Here is a 15,359-nt window from a genome sequence, read left to right on the forward strand (position 1 = left end):
GAAATATTGTAAAATTAATAATTATCAGATATAGTTAAATAAGATACGAAAACGTATTAAAGGAGGAATATGTTATGAGCAACAATTTATTGGTCGGACAGTCAGGCGGACCTACCGCCGTTATCAACGGAAGTCTTTACGGCGTAGTTTCTGAAGGGCTTTCCAATCCTGCAATCGGCAAAGTCATCGGTATGGTGAACGGAATCGAAGGTTTTCTGGCGGGACGTACGATGGAGATGGCACCTCTCGCAGAAAATGGAGAACTGGAAAGAATCCGAACGACACCCGGGTCCTTCCTCGGTTCCTGCCGCTACAAACTCCCGGAAGATCTGTCAGATCCGGTGTATCCTGAATTATTTAAGAAATTTGAAGAATTTGAAATAGGCTATTTCTTCTATATCGGGGGCAATGATTCCATGGACACCGTCAGCAAACTTTCCCGCTACGCGGCTTCCGTAGGAAATAAGATCCGCATCATCGGTGTGCCGAAAACGATCGACAACGACCTTGTCGAGACAGATCACACTCCGGGCTTCGGAAGCGCGGCGAAATACGTAGCTTCCACCGTACGTGAAATCGCCATCGATGCCTCTGTATACGATAATAAACAATCTGTTACAATTGTTGAAATCATGGGGCGCCACGCAGGCTGGCTCACCGCTGCAAGCGTACTTGCCCGCAAATTCGAAGGGGATAATCCGGTACTCATCTATCTTCCGGAAGTTGCATTTGACACCGATGCATTTATCGAAAAAGTAAAAGAAAAACTTCAGACCACCTCCAACCTGGTTGTCTGCATTTCCGAAGGAATCAACGATGGAAACAGCACCTTCGTCTGCGAACTTGCAAGCGATGTAGGCGTAGATAATTTCGGACATAAGATGCTGACCGGTTCCGGAAAATATCTTGAGAATCTGGTAAAAGAAAAACTTGGCGTAAAAGTTCGTTCCGTTGAATTGAACGTTTGTCAGAGATGCTCTTCATCCTGCCTGTCTGCTACCGATTTAAATGAAGCTGTTGAATCCGGCAGATTTGCAGTGAAAGCGGCAATCGACGGCGAGACCGGAAAGATGATTACCTTTATCCGCAAGAGCTCTGAGCCGTATGAACTGGAATTCGGCACTGCAGATGTCAACATCATCTGCAACATGGAAAAACCGGTTCCGCAGAAATGGATCACCGAAAACGGCTCCGATATCGGAGGCGAATTCATTGCTTACGCAAGACCACTCGTTCAGGGTAATGTAGAAGTTCCGATGAAAGACGGACTTCCATATTTTGCTTACCGACGTTAATTAAGAAACTCAATCATTTACAGTATAGTAAAGGATGCAGCGTTCCAATGGTTCACTGCATCCTGATCTATTTCTCTGATTTTCCGTTTCAATCTACAGCTTATCCAATACCTCCTGCAGATCAAGCGTCAGGGTTCCATCATCAAGCTTGAAACATGGCACTCCAATCGCACCTTTTTTCTTAACCTCCTCAAACAAAGGCTCTGTATCCCGCAATTTCAGAAAACGTTTCAGATTCGCCGTGCTCTCCGAAAATTCCAGATACATATAGTCTGCATTTCTTTCATCCAAAGCCTTTACAGCTTCCAGACAATCTTTACACGCATTCGTTCCAAACATAATAATCTTCATTCTGCTTCACCTCATAATATTTTTCTGATATACTTAATCATAGCACAGTTTTTTTCTCTCATCAATTCGGGAAAGACCTTTTTTTCTAAAGGTAACGCCATTTTGAAAGGAAAGGAGAATTTCACATGGAAAAAGAGTCCGTATTTTATTATACATTTCATACTAGACTGGGAAATATGACCGTCGGCTGTACAGCATCTTCTATTGTCATGCTGAGTCTAAACACCAAAGATATCACTATAAAAAATACAGATCTTCCGGCTCTGGCATTTGAGACAGAAAAACAGATTCTGGAATATCTGGATGGAAAACGAACGAATTTTACCCTTCCGCTCGCCCCCAAAGGAACTGATTTTCAACGCAAAGTCTGGGATGCACTCCTTACCATTCCTTACGGTGAAACCAGATCCTACGAAGAAATTGCCATCGCCGTTGGCAATCCCAAAGGATGCCGAGCAGTCGGAATGGCAAACAACCGAAATCCGATCATGATTCTCATTCCCTGCCACCGCGTAATCGGGAAAAACGGGAAACTGGTTGGTTATGGCGGAGGATTGGATGTGAAAAAAGCCTTGCTTGAGCTGGAGGGACAAAAGCAGCGTCCCTGCAGACAACCTACCGGTTCATCTCACTATGATACCCCGTCGTATTATGATCCCGTATAATATTTTCAATCTCATCCCTGTTAAGTGACGGCATATCCCCCGGAATTGTATTCTTCGCAGCACTGTATGCATTGCCGTATTTTAATGCGTTTTCGCAACATCCGCCTTCCATCAGAAGGCCGTACAGTGCACCGGAGCAATATGCGTCTCCGCTTCCGATCCGGTCAACGACTTCGATATTTTCGTATGGTTTTTCTTCATAGAATTTATCGGCTTTCGCGTCATAGATTACGGAGGAAAAGCTATGTACCTTCGGACTGTGTACTGTTCTCTGGGTAGATGCCATGACTGAAATCGGGTATTCTTTTGCGAAACTCTTCATGATTTCATATAGATTGCCTTCTTTTCCGAAAGTTAGTCTGGCTGTATCTTCTGAGCAGAAGAAAATGTCTACATACGGAAGAATTCCTTCAATGCATTTTCTTGCTTCTTCTCCGGACCAGAGATTCAGTCGGAAATTTACGTCAAAGGAAATCAGCGCCCCTGCTTCTTTGAAGCGGCGAATCATCTCCACTCCTGTTTTGCGGCATGCATCGCTGAGTGCCAGTGTAATACCTGAGGTGTGGAAGCATCTGGTCGAGCGGAAGATTTTCTCGTCAAATTCATTGATATCCAGTCTTGTCATAGAGGAATGCTGTCTGTCATATACAACGCCCGGCTTTCTTGGATATGCGCCATTTTCATAATAATACACTCCAAGTCTTGCATCGCGGCTGTCATCGTAAACCAGGTAATCATCACTGACTCCGCAGAAACGAATCTTATTCTTTGCAAATAGTCCGATACTGCTTTCCGGAATTCTGGAAATGATTCCGGAACGGAGTCCGAGAAGTGACACACCGGAAGCCACATTCAGTTCCGCACCTCCTACCTGTTTCTCAAACATATCGCCACGCACAATTCTCTCATTATTCGGCGGTGACAGTCTCAGTAATATTTCCCCTAAAGATAATAAATCAAATTCTTTTTTCTCCATAACGCGCTCTCCTTCACTTTTCCATACTCTTCCTTTTTGAAAAAGGGCGTATCCTCTTTCAAAGATACGCCCCTTTTCAAATCATGACAAAAATGGGTTTATATTATCTCTGGACACGTCCGGAAGCATCTCCTCCGGCTAATTTGGCAACTTCGTCCATTGAGACCATATTGTAATCACCCTCGATGGAGTGTTTCAGACAAGATGCTGCAACTGCAAATTCGATCGTTGCCTGTGCATCGTATCCGCTCAGGCATGCTGCGATCAGACCGCCTCCGAAGCTGTCTCCGCCGCCTACACGGTCAACGATATGCATCTTGTACTTTTTGCTGAAATAGTAATCTGTTCCGTCGTATAACATAGCGGACCAGTTGTTGTCGTTTGCAGAGACAGACTCACGAAGTGTGATTGCTACCTTCTCGAATCCGAAGCGGTCAGCAAGCTGTTTTGCAACATCCTTGTAACCTTCATGGTTTACAGTACCTGCTGTTACGTCTGTATTTGCTGCTTTAATTCCAAATACATCTGCCGCATCTTCTTCATTTGCGATACATACATCAACATATTTGCAAAGCTCGCCCATAACTTCGCCTGCTTTTGCTTTGTTCCACAGTTTATTTCTGTAGTTCAGGTCGCAGGAAACTTTCACGCCCATTTCTTTCGCTGCTTTGCATGCTTCCAGGCAGATTGCTTCCACACCGTCGTTCAGTGCCGGTGTAATGCCTGTGAAATGGAACCATTCTGCACCTTCGAAAATCTTCTTCCAGTCAAAATCTTCCGGAGAAGCTGTATAAATAGAAGAACCTGCACGGTCATAAATAACTTTGGAAGGTCTCTGAGAAGCACCTTTTTCAAGATAGTAGATTCCTACACGATCTCCGCCGCGTGCGATGTAAGATGTATCTACACCGTATCTTCTAAGTGAGTTTACCGCTGCCTGTCCAATCTCGTGAGTCGGCAGTTTTGAAACAAATGCTGCGTCAAATCCATAGTTTGCAAGGGAAACAGCTACATTTGCTTCTCCGCCTCCGAATGTTGCGCCAAGCTTGTCAGCCTGTACAAAACGATAATATCCTTCCGGTGCCAGTCTTAACATTAATTCTCCAAATGTGATAACTTTCTTACTCATCTCTTATTTCCCTCTGCTTTCTTTTACGATTTCTACTGCTTCTGCTACCAGTTCTTTAATCTTGTCAAATTCTCCTGCCGCTACCAAATCTCCCTTTACCATCCAGCTTCCGCCACAGGCAAGAATTCTGTCGTATGCAAGGTAATCTCTTACGTTGTTCTGGTTGATTCCGCCGGTCGGCATGAATTTCACTCCTACATACGGAGCTGCCATAGCTTTGATCATCTTAAGACCGCCTGCCGGTTCTGCCGGGAAGAATTTTACAACATCAAGTCCATTTTCCAGAGCCTGTTCGATATCACTTGGATTCGCACATCCCGGAGTGATCAGAATTCCTTTTTCTACACAATATTTAACGATTCTCGGATTCATTCCAGGGCTTACGATAAATTTCGCTCCTGCTGCAACTGCACGGTCAACCTGCTCTGTTGTAAGCACAGTGCCTGCGCCTACCAGCATTTCCGGAAACTGCTCACTCATAATACGGATGGACTCTTCTGCTGCTGCGGTACGGAATGTAACCTCTGCGCATGGAAGTCCGCCTTCACATAATGCTTTCGCAAGTGGTGCTGCATCTTTGGCATCGTCAAGTACTACGACCGGTACGATACCGATTTCCTGAATTTTTTCTAATACTTCATTCATCTTGATTCTCCTTTTCTTACTTCGATTCTTGTTGCCTTCCAGATTGACCTATTCCCATTTATATTCTTTCGGCCTATGTTTCATATTATGAAACTCTATTTCATAATATGAACTTTTCGTGTCTATGATTATACTCTCTTTCTTCCTATTGTCAAGCGTTAACAGCACTTTTTATTCAATTTTTTTTCGTTTCAGTCCATTCCAGGATTTTCAGATTTTTCCCAAAAAACATTTCAAAAAAAATACGATATTTTCCTGTTTACTCTCCCTGACAATCGTGCTACAATTCCACTTAGTACAATTTGATGCGCAGAATATGCAGCACCCCAAGTACAAGAAACGGAGTGAATCTTTCATGGAAGAAAAGAATCCTATCCAGGTATCAGAACGTATCTTCAATACTATAGAATACCTAGCGCAATACGGCCCCATGGGACTTCTGGAACTGAGCAAAGGGTTAAATCTGAACAAAACAACGGTTCATCGCATCTTGAACTCACTGATTTGCATGAATTATGTAAAACAGGATCCTGAAACTTTAAAATACAGCCTTAGTTTTAAGTTCTGCGGAATTGCTAACCAGGTCCTTTCTCAGAACAATATCATCGATCTGGCACGTCCTTATATCAAGTCACTTGCAGAGCAGACCGGCGAGACTGTCCATCTTGTGGAAATCGACGGCATGAATGCTGTTTATATTGATAAAGTGGAAGCTTCTCAGAATGTTGTACGCCTTGTCTCCATGGTCGGAAAAACAATTCCGCTTTTCTGTTCCGGAGTTGGCAAAGCATTGATGGCCGATATGTCCGACGAGAAAATAAAGAGTATCTGGGAACAAAGTGATATTCACAAACTGACAGAATATACCATTACCGATTTCAACGAATTTATGCATTTGATTCAGGAAATCCGTAAAAACGGGTATTCTCTGGATAATGAAGAAAATGAATTGGGTGTACGATGTATCGCGGTCTCCCTCAGAAGTTTTCAGGGTAAACCCAAATATGCGATCAGCATATCTGCACCAAAAGACCGGATGACGGACGAAGATTTAAAAAGATTCAAACCAATGATCTTAGATACAAAAAAACGAATTCTACAGGAAATGGGGCAATAGATTGGGGGACAGATTCCTTGACTCACATGCGTGTGAGTCAAGGAATCTGTCCCCCTGTCATTAGCTAAAACCCAAAATATCTTACTGCATTATTATAAGAAATATCCTGTACCATGCGTCCCAGTACTTTTTCGTCTGCCGGGTATTCTCCGTTCTCTACCCAGCCTCCGATCAAATTGCACATAATTCTCCTGAAGTATTCATGTCTGGTATAAGACAGAAAACTTCTGGAATCCGTAAGCATGCCAATAAAGTTCCCTAAAAGTCCAAGATTTGCCAGTGATGTCATCTGCTCGATCATTCCCTGCTTATTATCATTGAACCACCAGGCGCTTCCCTGCTGGATTTTTCCGCGGGCCTCTTCGCTTTGGAAGCATCCAATGATTGTTCCGATTGCTGCGTTGTCTGTCGGATTTAAGGAATACAGGATTGTCTTCGGTAATTCATCTGTAATGGCAAGTGCATTCAGATAATCTGCCATTTCAGAAGACGGAGCATAGTTATTGATGCAGTCGATTCCTGCATCCGGTCCCAGTTTTCCGAAGATCATTCCGTTATTGTCACGTTTCACTCCATAATGAAGCTGCATAGCCCAGTTTTTCTTATGGTACTCTCTTCCGAGTGCCACCATATATGCGGTCTTAAACTGAAGTTCATCTGCACGGCTGACTGCTTCCCCGCGAAGTCTTTTCGCAAAAATTGCTTCGATTTCTTCTTCCGATGCAGGAGCATACATCACATATTCCAGACCGTGATCCGATACGGAGCATCCATGCTCTGCGAAATAATCCATACGGATTCTTAGTGCTTCGATCAGAGATGCAAAACTATCAATCTTCACGCCGCTTACTACTTCAAGTTTTTTCAGATATTCCAGATAATCCGTTTTTTCCAGGTTCATCGCTTTATCCGGTCTCCATGCAGGCAGTACCCGTACTTCGAAACTCTCATCTGCCGCAATTTTCTCATGCCATTCCAGTGAATCTACCGGATCGTCGGTCGTACATACCAGTGTTACATTCGACTGACGGATCAGATTTCTCGCGCTCATGCCGTCTTCCTGAAGCTTTGCGTTGCAGAGATTCCATACTTCTTCAGCCGTCTCACCATTCAGGGCACCATAATATCCAAAGTATCTCTGAAGTTCCAGATGACTCCAGTGATAGAGCGGATTACCGATTGCGCTCTCCAGTGTTTCCGCCCATTTCTGGAATTTCTCGCGGTCAGAAGCATCACCGGTAATATATTTTTCTTCCACACCGTTGGAGCGCATCTGACGCCATTTATAATGATCCGCTCCCAACCAGACCTGTGTGATATTCTCAAACTTTCTGTCCTCGGCGATCTCCTGCGGATTAATATGGCAGTGATAATCGAGAATCGGCATTTTCGCCGCATATTCATGATATAATTTCTGTGCTGTTTCTGTCTCAAGCAGGAAATCTTTATCCATAAATGCTTTCATACTATTTGCACCTGCCCTTACACATATTTTTTCAAAGTCGCACGTACCGCTCCCTTGCCCGCTGTCAGTTCCTTCAGATATCCGACAACCATATCTGCAAGACCTGCTTCGTAGAGATCCACGCCAAAGATCTGTTTCATCCTCAGTACCGGTGCAACTTTCGCTTCTACATCCTGATCTTCTTTCAGTTCCAGTCCCGCAACATATGGGCATACGGTATCCAGAAGCGGATCCGGGCTGAGTTCAAATTTATTTCCTTCATCATCTACCGCCATCAGGTAACGAAGCCATCCTGCAAATACCAGCGGGATCAACTTCAGAGATTTCACATCCAGTTCATCAGATGCCTGATAAGCCTTGATCGTCTCTCCAAAACGGATTGCCAGCTTCTGAGAAGTATCGGTTGCGATTCTCTGCGGGGTATCCGGCATAAACGGATTCGGGATACGCACATTCAGTACGGTGTCAATAAACTCCTTCGGATCGAGGACGCCCGGATTTACAACAACCGGAAGACCTTCTACATATCCGACGGTCTCAACCAGTTTCTTAAGCTCTGCATCTTTCATTTCATCGGAAATCTTCTGATAACCGAGCACACATCCGTAAACAGCAAGTGCTGTATGGAGCGGATTCAGACAGGTGCAGACTTTCATCTTTTCTACTTTATCAACGGTCTCTCTCTCGGTAAACATCAGACCGCCTTTTTCAAGCTCCGGTCTTCCGTTCGGGAATGCATCTTCGATGACCAGATATTCACATTCTTCTGCATTTACAAAAGGTGCCACATACGTGTTCTTGGAAGTGATGACCGGATCCAACTCCTCAACACCGTCATTCTTCAGAATTTCTACTACAGAAGCATCCGGTCTCGGTGTGATTTTATCGATCATGGACCACGGGAAGGTTACCTTCTCTTTTGAATTCACATACGCAAGGAACCCCTCTTCTGCCAGTCCGTTTTTGGTCCACGCTTCTGCAAATGCATTGACTGCCGCATACAGCTTGTCGCCGTTGTGAGAGCAGTTATCCATGCTGACCATAGCGACCGGTTTCTCACCCGCCTGATAACGGGTGTACAGAAGCGATGCAACTTTTCCGATATAGCTCATCGGTTTTTCCGGTCCTTTTTCAAAATCTTCTACAACTGCCGGAAGCATTTCTCCTTTTCCGTTTACAAGGCTGTATCCCTTCTCTGTAATTGTGAAAGAAACCATCTGAAGGGAATCTTTGCGGAAGATTTCTTTCAGGCGCTCATACTCAGCAGTATTTTCAGAATCCAGTATGCGGGACTCTACTACACTTCCGACCACTGTCTTATCCACATTTCCGTCAGCCTTCAGTGTAACAAGGATGCTGTAATCGTCATGCGGGCGGTTCATCTTTTCTACGATTTCGTAGTCAAATCCTTCTGCCACAACAAGTCCGCGGTCCAAAGCACCCTCATTAAGCAGATTCTGTACTACATTTGCCTGAAATGCACGAAAAATGTTCCCTGCTCCGAAATGAATCCAGAATGGATTTTCCTTTGTTGCTGCCGTTACTTTCTCACGGTCAAATTCCGGAAGTGCATATCCCTTTTCTTCCCACTGTTTTCTGTCAGAGAGTCCATTTGCATTTAATCTCATTATTTTCTTGCTCCTTTCTCAATTGCTTCCCATAAACCATTCAGATAAGTTGCTCCAAGTGCACGGTCATAAAGTCCGTATCCCGGCATTGCCACTTCATCCCAGATCATACGTCCGTGATCCGGGCGGATCGGTCCGTCAAATCCGATATCGTAGAGAGCTTTCATGATTTCGTACATGTCAAATGTTCCGTCGCTCGAAAGATGAGCTGCCTCTTCAAAGTTGGTCGGGGTGATGAATTTCAAATTGCGGACATGCGCAAAATGAATTCTTCCTTTCAGAGAGCGGATCATATCCGGCAGATCATTCTCAAGGTTGGTTCCGTAAGAACCTGAGCAGAAGGTTACACCATTATGCGGATTATCAACCATTTCCATCATGCGAAGGATATTCTTCTTGTTGATGATGATACGCGGAAGGCCGAACACACTCCATGCCGGATCGTCCGGATGAATTGCCATATTGATATCGTATTTGTCACACACCGGCATGATCTTTTCCAGGAAATATTTCAGGTTTTCAAATAATTTCTCATCGTCTACATCCTTGTAAAGTTCGAACAGCTCTTTCACATGTTCCATTCTCTCCGGTTCCCATCCCGGCATTACAGTTCCGTTCATATCACCTGCGATGGATTCAAACATCTTCTCCGGATCCAGTGCATCTACTGCTTCCTGTGTGTAGGCAAGCACGGTAGAACCATCCGGACGTACTCTTGCGAGTTCGGTTCTGGTCCAGTCAAATACCGGCATGAAGTTATAACATACCAGATGAAGATCTTCTTTTCCGAGATTCTCCAACGTCTCGATATAATTTGCAATGTACTGATCTCTTTCCGGTGCACCTGTCTTAATTGCATCATGAATATTTACACTTTCAATTCCTGCAATATGAAGTCCGGCATCTTCCACTTCTTCTTTCATCGCACGGATTCTCTCACGGCTCCACACTTCCCCCGGTGCCGTATCGTAAAGCGTCGTGATTACGCCCGTAACACCCGGAATCTGGCGGATCTGCTGAAGCGTAACCGTGTCAAACTTGCTTCCGTACCATCTCAGTGTCATTTCCATAATTTTCATACCTTCCTTTTCTGAATCGTGTTTTATCTGTTGATTCTATTATATCTTTTTCTCCGCAAAATACCATTGATGAGGTTGCCCTATGCATTGCAAAAGTTGCGGTTTCATGTTAGACTAAATACAGTACTTCTCATTCGGAAAGGAGACTGTCATGAGAAAGAATTTACAGACCGCTTTCAGTACCAGGCAGTATATGGTAGCACAGGATTTTGAAATCTATTATTATAATGACCAGAACCTGGAAAAAGTAGCCCTGCACTCACACGATTATTATGAATTCTATTTTTTCCTGGAAGGAGATGTCAGTATCCAGATCGATCAGGAAACATTTCCCATCAAATATGGCGATATTATGCTGATTCCGCCCCATCTTCCACACCGCCCGATCATCCAAAGCCACAAAGTTCCCTATCGGCGGTTTGTGTTCTGGATCAGCCAGGAATACTGCAGCCATCTGCTGCAGCTTTCACCAGACTATGTCTATCTGATGCAATATGTTGAAACTTCCAAAACTTATCTTTTCCACAACGACCGGATTACATTCAACACCATTCAGTCGCTGATTCTCAGGCTGATCGAAGAAATGCACTCCGAACGGTTCGGCCGTGCTGCGCAGATTACGTTGTGCGTCAACGATCTGGTGCTTTTTCTCAACCGTCTGATCTATGCGAGAAATGTTCCTAGCTCACCGGGTGAAGAGCGGGATCTTTACCGGCAGCTCACAGCCTACATCGAAGAGCATCTGGATGAGGATCTGCCTCTTGAAAAGCTGGCTGAGGAGTTTTATGTAAGTAAATATCATATCGCACATGTTTTCAAAGACAGGATCGGCATGTCGATCCACCAGTATATCACGAAAAAAAGGCTTGCCCTCTGCAAGGAAGCCATCCTTGGAAATGCTAATATTTCTGAAGTTTATCAGGCTTACGGATTCGGGGACTACTCCAGCTTTTTCCGGGCATTTAAGAAAGAGTACGGAATCTCCCCGAAAGACTATCGAGAAAAACAGCTGACAAAATATGATTAATTCGTTGTAAGCTTTTTTCAGCCGTGCTATACTTTATCCTGCAAATTACATGAAACCAGTTTAAAGGAGTATGAATCATATGAATCCTATGAATTTATTTCAAATTAAAAAACTCTGGAACGAGTTCACTGCCCGTCATCCAAAGTTTCCGAATTTTATAAAAGCCGTATCCCAAAATGCCATCCAGGAGGGTACGATCCTGGAAATCCAGGTCACCTGCCCTGACGGTAAGAGCTTTGCTTCCAACCTGAAAGTAACTGCCGAAGATCTGGAAATGCTCCAGAGGCTCCGGCAGTTACAATCCTGATTTAGAAATGTAATACTCCAAAGAAGGCAGCCGAGGCGTACTTGAATTTCCCTCTCTACATTATAAAAAAACGCCCAGACCATATGGTCTGAGCGTTTTTTGATATAACAAGAATTCCTACTGGAAGTCAATTACATCGATCCATCTTGAAAGGAATGCTTTCTCTTCTTCAATTCCCTTCGTAAGCTGTACTGCTGCCGCAATCGGAAGCCATTTCTGTACATACTGTTTTGCTGTATCACTCTTCTTGCAGAACAGATCCAGATACAGATCTGCAAGTTTCTGATTCTTTAATGCAAACTGCAGATACGTGATCGCAGCATCCCCACTTGCATTTCCCTGTGTAGCATGTGACCAGTCTACGATGGTCATGGTTCCGTCTTCTGCTACAATTACGTTGCTCGGGTTAAAATCGCCGTGGCAGAGCTTGGTATGCTTCGGCATAGAATCCAGTCTGGTCTGAAGCTCATAACGTGTTGTAGCATCAACAGTTTCTTTCAGAGTTTCAATCTTACGTGCGAATTTATCCTTCTGAAGCGTCAGACGCGGAGCTTTTTTTGCATGCATGGTAAGCTGAAGATCCACAAACTGCTCCATGTATTTTTCCATATTGACCGGATCATTTTCCATGATCTCTTCCATGGTCTTTCCTTCTACATATTCAATCTTAAGAGCCCACTCTCCGTCAATCTGGGTTACTTCCAGAACCTTTGGAATGTTCAGTCCGCTTTCTTCCACACGTGCCTGGCACAGAGCTTCGTTAAATACATTTGCTTTTCCGTGTTCCGGTGTGAACACTTTTATGATCTGATCCCCTTCTCTATAAACAACCTTATACGGACGGGTTACAACTACATCTTTATTCATTACATTCATGGTAGACATCCTTTCTTTTAAACTGATTTATACGTCTAAAAATATCTGCATTTACCTATTTGTTTTCTGTACCATAGTAAGCTTTCAGATAGATTTCTTTCAGCTCTGACATCAGCGGGTATCTCGGGTTCGCACCTGTACACTGGTCGTTAAATGCCTGCTCTACCATGTCATCCAGAGTATCCAGGAAATATTTCTCATCTACACCGTAATCCTTGATCGTCGGTTTGATCTCGATCGTTCTCATCAGGTCTTCCAGTTTAGCAAGAAGTTTTTCAAATACTTCCTGATCGTTCTTTCCGGTCAGACCTACAAAACGTCCGATTTCAGCATAACGCGCCAGTGTGTGCGGATACTGATACTGAGAGAATGTACCCATCTTTGTCGGTACCTCAGCACTATTATAACGCATTACTTCTGTAAGTACCAGCGCATTTGCAATACCATGCGGCAGGTGATGGAATGCACCTAATTTGTGAGCAAGTGAGTGGTTTACACCAAGGAATGCATTTGCAAATGCCATACCGGCCATGCAGGATGCATTTGCCATATGATCTCTTGCTTCCACATCATTTCCGTCTTTGTATGCGCGCGGCAGGTAATCAAACACGAGCTTGATTGCCTTCAGTGCAAGGCTGTCTGTATAATCGGAAGCCATAATAGAAACATAAGCTTCGATTGCATGTGTCATTACGTCGATACCGGACGCACAGGTAAGTCCTTTCGGAGCACTCATCATATTGTCTGTGTCAACGATTGCCATGTTCGGCATCAGTTCGTAGTCAGCAAGCGGCCATTTGATTCCGGTCTCTTTATCTGTGATGATTGCAAATGGTGTTACTTCTGAACCGGTACCTGAAGAAGTCGGGATCGCAACGAAATATGCTTTTTTACCCATCTTCGGGAAGGTGTAGATTCTCTTGCGGATGTCCATGAAGTCCATTGCCATATCGTCGAAGTCTGCATCCGGATTTTCATAAAGAACCCACATAACTTTTCCGGCATCCATAGCGGAACCACCACCAAGTGCAATAATGCAGTCCGGCTCAAATGCACGCATTGCTGCTGCACCGGCTTTAGCGGATGCAAGGGACGGATCCGGTTCTACATCAGAGAAGCATGTATGAACAATTCCCATCTGGTCTAATTTATCTTCAATCTGTTTTGTATATCCGTTTTTGTAAAGGAAAGAGTCTGTTACGATGAAGCAGCGTTTCTTGCCCATAACGGTTCCGAGTTCATCCAGGGCAACCGGCATACATCCTTTCTTGAAGTAAACTTTTTCAGGTGTTCTCATCCAGAGCATGTTTTCTCTCCTTTCAGCAACGGTCTTGACATTGATTAAGTGTTTTACTCCAACGTTTTCAGAAACAGAGTTTCCTCCCCATGAACCACATCCAAGTGTCAGAGATGGAGCCAGCTTGAAGTTGTAAAGGTCTCCGATACCGCCATGAGAAGAAGGAGTATTCACAAGAATACGGCATGTCTTCATTGCTGCAGCATGTTTTGCCATTTTTTCTTTTTCGTTCGTATTAATGTACAGAGAAGATGTATGTCCATATCCGCCGTCTGCAACAAGCTGTTCTGCCTTGGCAAGTGCTTCGTCAAATGTTTTTGCCTTGTACATTGCAAGTACCGGAGACAGTTTTTCATGTGCAAATTCTTCACTGATATCTACAGATTCCACTTCACCGATCAGGATCTTCGTCTCTGCCGGAACAGTCACGCCGGCCATCTCTGCAATCTTGGCAGCCTTCTGACCAACGATTTTCGCATTCAGTGCGCCGTTGATGATGATCGTTTTTCTAACCTTCTCGATCTCGTCGCCTTTCAGGAAGTAGCATCCTCTGTATTCAAACTCATCTCTGACCTGTTTGTAAATGCTCTCCAGTACCGTCACTGACTGCTCAGAAGCACAGATCATACCATTGTCAAATGTTTTGGAATGGATGATGGAGTTCACTGCCAGACGGATATCTGCTGTCTCATCAATAATAACCGGAGTATTTCCTGCTCCGACACCAAGTGCCGGTTTTCCTGAAGAGTAAGCAGCCTTAACCATTCCCGGACCACCTGTAGCAAGAATGATATCAGCATCCCGCATAACCATATTGGTAAGTTCCAGACTCGGAACGTCGATCCAGCCGATGATTCCTTCCGGTGCACCTGCTTTTACTGCCGCTTCCAGAACAAGCTTTGCAGCAGCAATCGTAGATGCTTTTGCACGCGGATGCGGGCTGATAATGATTGCATTTCTTGTCTTCAATGCGATCAATGTCTTAAAGATTGCTGTTGAAGTCGGGTTTGTGGTCGGAATAACTGCGGCTACAAGGCCGATCGGTTCTGCAATTTTTTTAATTCCGTATATCGGATCTTCTTCGATCACACCGCAGGTCTTTGTATTTTTATAAGCGTTGTAAATATACTCTGATGCATAATGATTCTTGATTACTTTGTCTTCTACGATACCCATTCCGGTCTCTGCAACTGCCATTTTTGCAAGTGGGATACGGGCCTTATCTGCTGCTGTAGCCGCAGCCTTGAAAATCTTGTCTACCTGCTCCTGTGTATAAGTAGCAAAGACTTTCTGTGCTTCCTTCATCGCTTTCATTTTCGCTTCCAGCGCTTCCGGGTTGTCGATTATGGTTGGGATGTTGGTTTCCTGATTTGCCATTTTGAATCCTCCTGTAATGAAATAATGGAATCATAGTAGTTCGCTTATTGTTAATTAATTAACAATCCTTATGATGCTATTATATTGGATTCCGCTTCTTTTGTCAATACACATTGTTAAATAAA

At 44.1% G+C, this 15,359-nt stretch carries 13 protein-coding genes and 1 pseudogene; 5 read left to right on the top strand and 9 right to left on the bottom strand.

Translation table 11 applies throughout. The features are described from left to right. Window positions 1-74: 74 nt before the first annotated feature. Window positions 75-1,295, top strand: a complete 1,221-nt coding sequence (locus tag ACTNA4_RS03795) for a 6-phosphofructokinase (RefSeq protein WP_441028609.1) — start codon at window positions 75-77, stop codon at window positions 1,293-1,295. A gap of 93 nt (window positions 1,296-1,388) precedes the next feature. Here the strand turns inward: ACTNA4_RS03795 and ACTNA4_RS03800 are convergent, their stop codons facing one another. After that, entirely contained in the window at window positions 1,389-1,646 is a 258-nt protein-coding gene (locus ACTNA4_RS03800; RefSeq protein WP_441028611.1) for a hypothetical protein, read from the bottom strand. 125 nt (window positions 1,647-1,771) lie between these two features. On the opposite strand from ACTNA4_RS03800, the gene ACTNA4_RS03805 reads away from it, so the two are divergent. After that, window positions 1,772-2,311, top strand: coding sequence for a methylated-DNA--[protein]-cysteine S-methyltransferase (locus ACTNA4_RS03805; RefSeq protein WP_441028612.1), 540 nt, complete (start codon window positions 1,772-1,774; stop codon window positions 2,309-2,311). On the opposite strand, the gene ACTNA4_RS03810 is transcribed toward ACTNA4_RS03805, so the two are convergent. From ACTNA4_RS03810 to ACTNA4_RS03820, 3 genes and pseudogenes are all read right to left on the bottom strand, one after another. Further along, entirely contained in the window at window positions 2,262-3,287 is a 1,026-nt protein-coding gene (locus tag ACTNA4_RS03810) for a sugar kinase (RefSeq protein ID WP_441028613.1), read from the bottom strand. The two genes, ACTNA4_RS03805 and ACTNA4_RS03810, sit on opposite strands and share 50 nt — an antisense overlap. A 103-nt stretch (window positions 3,288-3,390) precedes the next feature. Further along, on the bottom strand, window positions 3,391-4,416 hold the full coding sequence (locus tag ACTNA4_RS03815) for a PfkB family carbohydrate kinase (protein WP_441028614.1): 1,026 nt from the start codon (window positions 4,414-4,416) through the stop codon (window positions 3,391-3,393). A gap of 33 nt (window positions 4,417-4,449) precedes the next feature. After that, window positions 4,450-5,061, bottom strand: a pseudogene (locus ACTNA4_RS03820) (bifunctional 4-hydroxy-2-oxoglutarate aldolase/2-dehydro-3-deoxy-phosphogluconate aldolase); the annotation flags it as partial. 355 nt (window positions 5,062-5,416) lie between these two features. Between ACTNA4_RS03820 and ACTNA4_RS03825 the strand changes: the two are divergent. After that, on the top strand, window positions 5,417-6,178 hold the full coding sequence (locus ACTNA4_RS03825; protein WP_441028615.1) for an IclR family transcriptional regulator: 762 nt from the start codon (window positions 5,417-5,419) through the stop codon (window positions 6,176-6,178). A 64-nt stretch (window positions 6,179-6,242) separates the two neighbouring features. Here ACTNA4_RS03825 and uxaC read toward each other — a convergent pair whose 3' ends face one another. Genes uxaC through uxuA form a run of 3 tightly spaced genes read right to left on the bottom strand, consistent with a single transcriptional unit; the run spans window position 6,243 to window position 10,341 of the window. Continuing rightward, window positions 6,243-7,643 (bottom strand): glucuronate isomerase, encoded by a 1,401-nt coding sequence (gene uxaC, locus ACTNA4_RS03830; protein ID WP_441028616.1) that lies wholly within the window; start codon window positions 7,641-7,643, stop codon window positions 6,243-6,245. A gap of 17 nt (window positions 7,644-7,660) precedes the next feature. Continuing rightward, window positions 7,661-9,271: a mannitol dehydrogenase family protein gene (locus tag ACTNA4_RS03835; protein ID WP_441028618.1), complete on the bottom strand. Its 1,611-nt coding sequence runs from the start codon at window positions 9,269-9,271 to the stop codon at window positions 7,661-7,663. Next, window positions 9,271-10,341 (bottom strand): mannonate dehydratase, encoded by a 1,071-nt coding sequence (uxuA, locus tag ACTNA4_RS03840; protein WP_441028779.1) that lies wholly within the window; start codon window positions 10,339-10,341, stop codon window positions 9,271-9,273. The genes ACTNA4_RS03835 and uxuA overlap by 1 nt, the downstream gene beginning before the upstream one ends. A gap of 160 nt (window positions 10,342-10,501) precedes the next feature. Between uxuA and ACTNA4_RS03845 the strand changes: the two genes are divergently transcribed. Beyond that, window positions 10,502-11,377 carry a helix-turn-helix domain-containing protein gene (locus ACTNA4_RS03845; RefSeq protein ID WP_441028620.1) on the top strand — a complete coding sequence of 292 codons (876 nt, stop codon included), beginning with the start codon at window positions 10,502-10,504 and terminating at the stop codon, window positions 11,375-11,377. Between the two features lie 79 nt (window positions 11,378-11,456). Further along, the gene (locus ACTNA4_RS03850; protein WP_441028622.1) at window positions 11,457-11,684 is read left to right on the top strand and encodes a hypothetical protein; all 228 of its coding nucleotides are present in this window, start codon (window positions 11,457-11,459) and stop codon (window positions 11,682-11,684) included. Window positions 11,685-11,801: 117 nt separating this feature from the next. On the opposite strand, the gene ACTNA4_RS03855 is transcribed toward ACTNA4_RS03850, so the two are convergent. Continuing rightward, entirely contained in the window at window positions 11,802-12,560 is a 759-nt protein-coding gene (locus ACTNA4_RS03855; RefSeq protein ID WP_427808200.1) for a phosphotransferase, read from the bottom strand. Window positions 12,561-12,615: 55 nt separating this feature from the next. Then, the gene (gene adhE / locus ACTNA4_RS03860; RefSeq protein WP_441028624.1) at window positions 12,616-15,234 is read right to left on the bottom strand and encodes a bifunctional acetaldehyde-CoA/alcohol dehydrogenase; all 2,619 of its coding nucleotides are present in this window, start codon (window positions 15,232-15,234) and stop codon (window positions 12,616-12,618) included. Window positions 15,235-15,359 lie beyond the last annotated feature (125 nt).

Source organism: Bariatricus sp. HCP28S3_A7 (assembly GCF_052066375.1).
Taxonomy (GTDB): domain Bacteria; phylum Bacillota; class Clostridia; order Lachnospirales; family Lachnospiraceae; genus Allocoprococcus.

Excerpts from the sequence above, each read along its gene's own strand:
- ACTNA4_RS03795 (WP_441028609.1), top strand. The coding sequence starts at position 75 with ATGAGCAACAATTTATTGGTCGGACAGTCAGGCGGACCTACCGCCGTT.
- ACTNA4_RS03800 (WP_441028611.1), bottom strand. The coding sequence starts at position 1,646 with ATGAAGATTATTATGTTTGGAACGAATGCGTGTAAAGATTGTCTGGAA.
- ACTNA4_RS03805 (WP_441028612.1), top strand. The coding sequence starts at position 1,772 with ATGGAAAAAGAGTCCGTATTTTATTATACATTTCATACTAGACTGGGA.
- ACTNA4_RS03810 (WP_441028613.1), bottom strand. The coding sequence starts at position 3,287 with ATGGAGAAAAAAGAATTTGATTTATTATCTTTAGGGGAAATATTACTG.
- ACTNA4_RS03815 (WP_441028614.1), bottom strand. The coding sequence starts at position 4,416 with ATGAGTAAGAAAGTTATCACATTTGGAGAATTAATGTTAAGACTGGCA.
- ACTNA4_RS03825 (WP_441028615.1), top strand. The coding sequence starts at position 5,417 with ATGGAAGAAAAGAATCCTATCCAGGTATCAGAACGTATCTTCAATACT.
- uxaC (WP_441028616.1), bottom strand. The coding sequence starts at position 7,643 with ATGAAAGCATTTATGGATAAAGATTTCCTGCTTGAGACAGAAACAGCA.
- ACTNA4_RS03835 (WP_441028618.1), bottom strand. The coding sequence starts at position 9,271 with ATGAGATTAAATGCAAATGGACTCTCTGACAGAAAACAGTGGGAAGAA.
- uxuA (WP_441028779.1), bottom strand. The coding sequence starts at position 10,341 with ATGGAAATGACACTGAGATGGTACGGAAGCAAGTTTGACACGGTTACG.
- ACTNA4_RS03845 (WP_441028620.1), top strand. The coding sequence starts at position 10,502 with ATGAGAAAGAATTTACAGACCGCTTTCAGTACCAGGCAGTATATGGTA.
- ACTNA4_RS03850 (WP_441028622.1), top strand. The coding sequence starts at position 11,457 with ATGAATCCTATGAATTTATTTCAAATTAAAAAACTCTGGAACGAGTTC.
- ACTNA4_RS03855 (WP_427808200.1), bottom strand. The coding sequence starts at position 12,560 with ATGAATGTAATGAATAAAGATGTAGTTGTAACCCGTCCGTATAAGGTT.
- adhE (WP_441028624.1), bottom strand. The coding sequence starts at position 15,234 with ATGGCAAATCAGGAAACCAACATCCCAACCATAATCGACAACCCGGAA.